The sequence below is a fragment of the Microcystis sp. M_QC_C_20170808_M3Col genome (assembly GCF_007095505.1).
GTDB lineage: Bacteria > Cyanobacteriota > Cyanobacteriia > Cyanobacteriales > Microcystaceae > Microcystis.
On the sequence record NZ_SFBY01000480.1, the window covers coordinates 1 to 9630 of the forward strand.

Annotated in this window: 4 protein-coding genes; all 4 read left to right on the top strand. The window is 38.0% G+C overall.

All coding sequences use genetic code 11. The features are described 5' to 3' along the window. Positions 1-183: 183 nt before the first annotated feature. Positions 184-7923: a putative Ig domain-containing protein gene (locus tag EWV84_RS22225; protein WP_287080135.1), complete on the top strand. Its 7740-nt coding sequence runs from the start codon at positions 184-186 to the stop codon at positions 7921-7923. A gap of 405 nt (positions 7924-8328) precedes the next feature. Next, positions 8329-8715, top strand: a complete 387-nt coding sequence (locus EWV84_RS22230) for a DUF6883 domain-containing protein (protein ID WP_287080138.1) — start codon at positions 8329-8331, stop codon at positions 8713-8715. Positions 8716-8729: 14 nt separating this feature from the next. Next, positions 8730-8996: a hypothetical protein gene (locus tag EWV84_RS22235; RefSeq protein ID WP_110578573.1), complete on the top strand. Its 267-nt coding sequence runs from the start codon at positions 8730-8732 to the stop codon at positions 8994-8996. Positions 8997-9175: 179 nt separating this feature from the next. Further along, the gene (locus tag EWV84_RS22240; RefSeq protein ID WP_004163690.1) at positions 9176-9394 is read left to right on the top strand and encodes a type II toxin-antitoxin system HicB family antitoxin; all 219 of its coding nucleotides are present in this window, start codon (positions 9176-9178) and stop codon (positions 9392-9394) included. Positions 9395-9630: the final 236 nt, after the last annotated feature.

The window sequence follows — 9630 nt, forward strand, 5'->3', positions numbered from 1 at the left end:
ATTAACCTGTTTGTGCCTAAAATTTTTGCCTGTATGGGTTTCAGCTATTTTTGAGCGTAGGTACTCTCATCGAATTTTATTTTAAGTTAATTATTTGCATAACAATTACCGAAGAGCCACAATAACACTGGTATTTTAAGTTGGAAATCCCCAACAATCGGCAATTATAACATCTCTATTTCCGTGGAAGATGGGAAAGGTGGAAAAGATACCCAAACTTATAATTTAGGGGTAGTAACCAACGTTATTGATTCTCAACTAAATCGCCCTCCAGTATTCGTTTCCAATCCTGTTGTTTATGGTAATCTCAACAGTGAATATCGTTATGATGCTGATGCGACTGATGCTGATAATGACAATTTAACTTATTCTGTCATCAATGCCCCTAATGGCTTGGTAATCAATCAGAATACTGGTGTTGTTACATTCACTCCCACCGTCTCAGGAGCAACCGAGATAACCCTACAAGTTAATGATGGTAAGGGGGGTATTGCGACTCAGATTTATACTTTATCAGTATTAGAAGAAGCAACAGATAATTATGCTCCTGTGATTATTTCCGATGCTATCTTAAAAGCTAGTACCAGTCAAAAATATACCTATGATGTTAATGCGATCGATCCTGATAAAGATATTTTAACCTATTCTTTAGTTAATGCTCCTCAAGGAATGAGCATTGATAATTTAACGGGAGAGATTATCTGGGATACAGAAGGTAAAACTGTTGGTAACTATAATGTTTCTGTTAAGGTTACGGATAATCTTGGGGGTGTGGATACCGAAGAGTTTACTATTGCTTTAAGTAATACTCCATTAGGAACAATTGAAGGTGTTAAATGGGAAGATGCTAATGGTAATGGTTTTCGTGATACATCTTTAGTTCAAGGTGCTAGTCCTGATGTGGTTTTTGTCTTAGATGTGTCAGGTAGTGCAGACGATCCTTTTGTCGGGACATCGGTAGGGGATGTTAACAATGATGGTTTACAGAATACTCGTTTAGATGCTGAAATTGCTGGATTTATAGCTCTTAATCAACAGTTGATTGCTCAAGGTTTAGGTACAAAAGCAAATGTAGCAATCATTGTATTTAGTGGTTTTTCGGCTAATGCAGACATGGATTTAGTCACCACAGGTACTCAACTTACTACAACACCCACAGCCGATCTTAACAATAATGGCATTGTGGATGTCGAAGAAATTTTAAAATCTATCACTTCAGGTGCTTTTGGAGTAGGTAATTTCACGGGAACTAATATAGAAGCTGCGTTACAAAAAGTTGAACAGACATTTACTACTATCCGCACAGAAACAGGTAATGGCAATCTCATCTTTTTAACTGATGGAGAATCTAATGGTGGTGGTTCAATTACCGACGAAGTAGAACGCCTAAAAGCTAAAAACTTTAATTTATCTGCTTTTGGAGTGGGAAGTGGGGCATCTTTAACTCAACTGAAAATTATTGATCCCGATGCTCGAATTTTTACCTCAACCGATCAATTATTAGGAGTTTTTGGTAGTTTAGAAGGAGAAGAAACTTTTATCGAATCAGGATTAGCAGGTGTAACAGTTTATCTGGACTTAAATAATAACGGCGTTTTTGATATTCACGAACCCTCTCAAATAACAGCCACAGATGATCCCAAGACTCCTGATATAGATGAAACTGGACAGTATAAATTCACTGGGTTAGAAGCAGGTACTTATTTTGTCAAGGAAGTTATACCCACAGATTATGAGCAAACCTATCCTGGTGGACAACCTACAGATTCTCTAGGAGATGGTTTTGCAGATATTATTCTTGACTACTTTAACAGTGGGGCAGGTACGTTTGATGAACCTTATGGCGTAGATAATGATGGAAATGGGCCTGTTTTAGTCAGTGTTGATATTATTTTGGGTAGTGATACTTTAGGTGCATTATCACTTCCTACAGGCTCTTATGTAACTGTTGGTTTTACTGACGAAATTATTGTTGATAAACCAGGTAACGATATTTTTATTCCAGAAATCGGATTTGCTGGAGAACAAGCAGAAGTTTACGTTAGTTCTAACTTAGAAGACTTCGTTTTACTTGGAATTGGAAATGGCGGAACAACTTCAATTTTTGATCTTGCTTCAATCAATTTTACACAACCAGTTCGAGCTATAAAAATTGTTGGACTTGATAATAATGGACTAAGCCCAGGTTTTGATGTCATCAATGTACAGGGATTACCTGGGAGTGTTGTTAGTCCCGATTTTCATACTATAAAACTCAAAGCAGGAGAAACCGTTAGCAACATCAACTTTGGTAACATAAAAATTGATCAACCCATTCCTAACCAAGCTCCCGTATTCACTAGCACAGCACCCAAAACTGCCCAAATAGGACAATTATTAACCTATCGAGCTACTGCTACCGATGCTAATAATGACAGGTTAACCTATAGCTTACTCAATCAACCTGAAGGTATGGCAGTTGATGCCGAAACTGGTATCTTAATTTGGCAACCGAAACAAAATCAAATCGGCAATAATCGAGTAGTTTTGCGAGTGTCTGACGGTAAAGGAGGCATTGCTACTCAAGAATTTTTCCTGAACACTAAAGGTATTAACACCCCACCGCAAATTATCTCCTCTCCCAACACCGTTGCTCTGATTAATAATACCTATAGCTATGAAGTAAGAGCCACTGATTTTGATAATGATACCCTGACCTATAGCCTGATTAATCCCCCTGAAGGGATGACCATTAATGCCAATACTGGCTTAATAGCATATACCCCTACTAACTTAGGAAAACAAACCGTTGAAATAAAAGTTAGTGATGGTTTTGGTGGGACTAATACCCAATCCTATCAATTACAAGTTTTAGCCACATTAGACAACAATTTACCTAGTATTACCAGCACACCTAAAATTATCATTGGTGCTGGGGGATTATATCAATACGATGTCGAGGCTAATGATCCTGAAAATACCGCTATTAGCTACAATTTAACGGTTAAACCCAATGGGATGACTATTAATACAAATACAGGTTTAATTACTTGGCAAACTCAAGCAGTAACTAACGGTGATGTTCAAGTTACAGTCGCAGCGACGGATGCAGATGGTGGGATTGCCTATCAAAATTACTATATCCGAGTTACCCCTAATCAAGCACCGATTATTAATTCTCAGCCGTTAGAATTAGCTCAACTAGGAGTTACTTACAAATATGATGTTATTGCCAAAGATGCAGATAATGACGCTTTAACCTATAATCTCTTACAAGCGCCTCAAGGTTTAACTATTGATCAATTTGGCCGTATTCGTTGGCAATCTGCATCCCAAAATCAAGGTATTTATCCTGTGACGATTCAAGTCAGCGATGGACGCGGGGGAATCACCACTCAAACCTATAATTTAACCCTTAGCAATGATGATATTACTAATCCGGTAGTGGAATTAGGCTTTAATAGTAACCTAATTAATATTGGCGAAAGTGTTAATTTTCAAGTTCGAGCAACGGATAATATCGAAGTTAAAACCCTCACTGTAACGGCTAATAAAACCCCGCTAACTCTTAATCCTAATAGTCCCAATGGACAAATTAATACTGCTACTTTTGTCGGTCAAAAAGCAGGAGTTTATCAAATTATTGCTACTGCTACCGATGCAGCCGGTAATCAGGATACAGAAACAATTGAAGTGCGGGTACTTGATCCCAGTGATACCGAAGCACCTGTTATTGACATTAACAAGACTAACTTAGAAGCCACTCAAGGCATTATCAAGTCACCTACAGATATTATTGCTACCATCACAGATGATAACCTCGAATTTTATCGAGTGGAAATTGCCCCGATTGAAGCAGTTGATTTAAGCAATATCGGGGAAAATGATCCAGATTACACTTTATTGACAAAAGGCACTCAAAATATTACTAATCAGCCGGTAGCTACCCTAGATCCTCGTTTGTTGGCAAATGGAAGTTATCTAGTAAAAATTACCGCTTTTGACTTTAGCGGTAATGGTAATGTCCAAGGCGTTATCTTAAACGTGACAGGACAAAATAAACCTGGTGACTTTTCCCTAGAATATACTGACCTATCTATCCCTTTAACTGGTATTCCCATTGAAATTATCCGTCGTTATAATAGCTTAGAAAGTGCAAGCCAAGGAGATTTTGGCTATGGTTGGGATTTAGGATTACAAGATGCCAAAATTGTCGAGTCTTCCCCTGATGGACGAGATTTAAGTGAGGCTAATTCCGATTTATTTGGAACTTCTAATACCTTCTCCGTCGGGACAAGAGTAACTTTAAATACTCCCGATGGTCGCCGCGTTGGATTTACTTTTAATCCCGTACCAGTTTCTGCTAGTTTCTTCGGTGCAATTTATGCTCCTAGCTTTACTCCCGATGCGGGGGTATTTGATAAGCTAGAAACAGAAAACTCTCCTTTAACTATTCGTAGTGACGGTACTGTAGGAGCATTTTTATTCAGTTTTCTTGGTTATAATCCCTCGCAATACAAATTAACCACCAAAGATGGAACGGTTTATAACTATGATCAGAATTTTGGTTTAATTGATGTCACCGACAGAAATGGCAATAAATTAACCTTCTCTGATGATGGCATTGTTAGCTCAACAGGTGCTGAAATTGACTTTATTCGAGATGGTCAAGGTCGCATTACTGAAATTATCGATCCTGACGGTAAATCTATTAAATATAGTTATGATAGCAACGGTGATTTAATTGAGGTGATTGACCGCACTAATAACACCACTGAGCTAGTTTATAATGACCCCAATCGTCAACACTTCTTAACAGAAATTATTGATCCCTTGGGACGCAGTGCGACTCGTACAGAGTATGACGAAAATGGACAAATCAGCAAAATTATTGACGCTAATGGTAATGAATTAAATATCGCCTTTAATAATGCTACTAATAGTCAAACCATCCGAGATCCTTTTGGTAATAATATTACCCGGGTTTTTGATGCTCAAGGTAACGTCATTCAAGAAGTTGATCAATTAGGGGGTATTACTTTACGCACCTACGATGAAGATAATAACCTGTTAAGTGAAACCGATCCTGAAGGTAATATCACCAGTTACACCTATGATAATCGAGGTAATAAGCTGACAGAAACCGATGGAGAAGGTAACAAGAAAACCTTTACCTATAACGATAATAACGACATCCTCACAGAAACCACTGCTTTAGGTTTTGTCACCAATTACACCTATGATAATAACGGTAATCTCACTAAACGGGAAGACACAGAAGGCAATGTTACTGAATATCAATATGACGCCTTGGGACTGTTAACCACTGTCACCGATGCTAGTAGTAAAATTAGTACCTTTAAGTATGATAATCGTGGTAACTTAACAGAATTAACCGATCCTACGGGAGCAAAAACCACCTTTACTTATGATAGTAATGGACGAGTAGCGAGTGTTACTGATGCGTTGGGTGCTATTACTAATTATATCTATGATGCTCAAGGACGCTTGATTGAAAAAGCTGATCCCGAAGGGAGTAGTTGTGGTTGTGCAAGGGGTATTACTAAAACCGAATATAATGCTGCTGGGGAGAAAATTGCGGAAGTTGACGCATTAGGAAGACGTACAGAATACCGCTATAATGATCGTGGTTTATTAATTGAAACCATCTTACCTGATAGCACTCCTGATAATTTAATCGATAATCCTCGCACCAAAAATGAATACGACGCTTTAGATCGTTTAACGGGTTTTATTGATGAATTAGGACGTAAAACTATCTATGTTTATGACGCATTAGGGCGAGAAATTGAAGTAATTTATCCTGATAGTACCCCTGACAATTTAACCGATAATCCCCGCACTAAGAAAGAATACGATAAAGCCTGGCGAAAAATTGCCCAAATTGACGAATTGGGTAATCGTACCGAATATGATTATGATAAGAGCGATCGCCTTTTAACTGTTACTAATGCCCTGAATCAAATTACTAGCTATACTTATGATGCAGACGGGCGACAAATTGCCAAAACAGATGCGTTAGGGCGCATCACTGAGTATGATTATGATGATCTTGATCGCCTTCTTACCACAACTTATGCTAATAATACCGTAATGACTACCACTTATGATCCTTTAGGACGAGTGATAGCAGAAAAGGATTTAGCAGGAAATACCACTAACTATGAATATGACGCTTTAGGAAGACTAACGGCGGTAATTGATGCTTTAAATCAACGTACTGAGTATAAATATGACTTAGTGGGTAATTTAATCGAGCAAAAAGACGCAAATGGTAATATCACTAAGTTTGAATATGACAGTTTACGCCGTCTAAAAGCTACCATCTTACCTGGTGGACAACGTAACGAGACAATCCACGATAAAATCGGTAATTTAATCAAAGTAACTGACTTTAACGGAGCAGTGACCACCTATAAATATAATGAGCGTAATTGGTTAACCGAAAAATCCTTCTCTGATAGTACACCTACGGAAACTTTTACCTATACCTTAACGGGGGAATTAGCTACCGTTATCGATAATCGAGGGGTGACAAATTATGTTTATGATGAGCGTGACAGGTTAATTAGTCGCACCGAACCAGATAACCGCACTATTAGCTATAGTTATGACAAAGCTAGTAATATTCTTACCTTAACTGTACCTTCTGGCACAACTAACTATACCTATGACAAACTGAATCGTATTGATACCGTCAAAGATGCGGATAACGGAGTAACAGACTACGATTATGATGCGGTGGGTAATTTAATTAAAACCGTCTTCCCCAATGGGGTGACAGAAAATCAACAATATGACTTGTTAAACCGCTTAACCTACCTCGAAAACCGCAACTCTACGGGTATTATTTCTAGTTATACCTATACCCTAGATGCGATGGGTAATCGGGTAAAAGTGGTAGAAAATGATGGTCGTACAGTGGAGTACACCTATGACAATCTCTATCGCTTAACTCAAGAGAAAATTACTGATACTGTAGCAGGTAATAAAACAATTACTTATGTCTTTGATGCTGTCGGTAATCGTTTACAAAAGATTGATTCAGTGGAAGGTACAACTACCTATACATACAACGAGAATGACAGATTATTAAAAGAAATTCTTGGCGGAAATGTTACCCAATATCAATACGATGAGGAGGGTAATCTCCTTGCTAAGGTAGAAAATGGCGCAACTACCGCTAGTTATGAGTGGAATACTAAGGGTGAATTAACTGCGGTGGAAGTCACGGAAAATGGCGAAACAGGACGCATTGAGTTTGAATATGATCACAATGGTATCCGAGTAGCAATTGATGTGGATGGTGAAGTGACTCACTTCTTAATCGACAACAATCAACAGCAATACGCCCAAGTGATTGAGGAATATCAAACCAATGGTACAGTTAATACTACCTATACTCACGGTTGGGATTTAATCTCTCAAGATGACGGTGCAAATCGGATTTACTATCAAGTGGATGGTTTGGGTAGCACTCGTTTAATGACGGGTAATGACGGGGCTGTAGTAGTAGAATATGATTATGATGCTTATGGTAATTTAACCCGTAAAGTCGGGGATGCGGAGAATAATTATCTGTTTGCTGGTGAGCAGTTTGATGAGGCAGTGGATGGTTATTATTTACGAGCAAGGTATTATGATCCTAATACGGGGCGTTTTGCTTCCGTTGATCCGTTTGAAGGTTTCAATAATCAGCCGATAACGTTACACGATTATTTATACGCTGGGGTTAATCCGGTAAATGCGATCGATCCTAGTGGGGAAGTCTCATTTATTGAATACAAAATTTTATACACTGCTTTTGCCATTGGATTACTAAAGGTTTGTGGGGGTTTACCTGGTGGTTTTAATTTACTATTTTTGAGCCCTATTCGGTATGCATTTTTAGCTGGCATAATTGTTGGCAAGCTCCTCTGTTAATAGCTCTTGTAGGGTGCGTTAGGCGGCGATTATCTCTGATAAAAAACTGAAATTAACAATCCGCCGTAACGCACCAACTTCATCATTAAATTGGTGCGTTACGCTTTCGCTAACGCACCCTACTGGACTGTTTCAGCTAATTTGGTGTATTAGAAAAATGCTATAAATTATATAATCTAAGACTTTAAGTGCGATCGCCGATCTTGTAGGTTGGGTTGACAACGGAAACCCAACATCATCCCCCGATTATTCTTCATGTTATGGGTTGGGTGGCACTTCGTTTAGCTCAAACTGCGAATGATTTTTATTATCTTTGCTCATATAATCAGGAATCTTAACCCTATGCTCTGAAATTATGATACTCTAATCCCAGAGCTTGATTCAGAGCATTTGTAAGATTGTAATATGAGTATTAGCTGGAAAGAAGGAGATCCCTTACCAAATGCAGATCAAGCCGAAATAGACTTGCGAAAGTTTACCGATTACTCATTGCAACCTAACAACCCTCAAAATCAAGGAAAATGGATGGGATTTGCCATGATAGGTTATTCTGTTGAAACTCAAGAAGGCCGTCAAATTGCAACTCAAGATATAATTCAACAAATTCGTCAAATTTTACCTTATGCACCAGCCTATAAAAGCAAAAATAATCCCTATGGTATGAGATTAAAAGTTACAATTAGGATCAAAGGTTTGAATGGAGGGCAAGGAAATTTAATCACAATCTGGCAAATAGATCAAAGCAAAATTATTCCTAGATTAATTACAAACTGGTTAGAAGTTTACAGCTAAAGGAGCAAAACATAATGAAAGCAAAAATTAATGATTCGATTCAAACTTTAATAGATATAACCGCCGATTTTTCAGATTTAATCATTCCTAAAGGAACAATTGGTGCAATAGTTGAATGCTATCCTAATCCTGAAGCATACGCTATTGATTTAATGATTTCTAATCCTAAAGTCATTGGTGGTTTTACTTATGAAAATGTAATTTTATCTCCTGAACAATTTATTGTTATTTCTTCCCAATCAATATCAGAAGATAAAGCAGAAAAATTGATATTCAATTAATCTTAAACACTGTATTGCGATCGCCGCTCTTGTAGGTTGGGTGATCGGTACTCAACCCAACATCATCCCCAGGATGCTCTAATCTTGTGTCGTGATCTTGTGATATTTTGATTGAGAGTGCGATGTTGAAGGCACTGCGTAGCAGCACGCTAATTCATAAATTATCAAAGGAGATTGTCATGAAAGGAGAATTCACCGCCATCATTGAAGCAGCAACAGAAGGGGGATACTGGGCGATTTGTCCTGAAGTCCTAGGTGCAAATGGTCAAGGAGAAACCATTGAAGAAGCCAAAGAAAGCTTAAAAAGTGCTATTCAACTAATTTTTGAAGATCGTTTGGCTGATATTCGTCGAGGACTACCGAAAGAGGCGATCGAGGAGACAATTTCCATTCCATGAAACGTAAAGAATTAGAAAAAAAGTTGCGGAAAGCTGGTTGTTATCTTAAGCGAGAGGGTGCTTCTCATTCTCTTTAGATTAACCCTCAAACTGGGGTCATTGAAGCTGTACCACGACATAAGACCTCTTGCATAATTTTTTTATGGTATAATATAAGGTTTTGCTTTTTTCTCAATTCTTAGATTGAAGTGGAAAAAAGAATAAAATGTGATCTTAGGTCAGGAAATCATCTATAA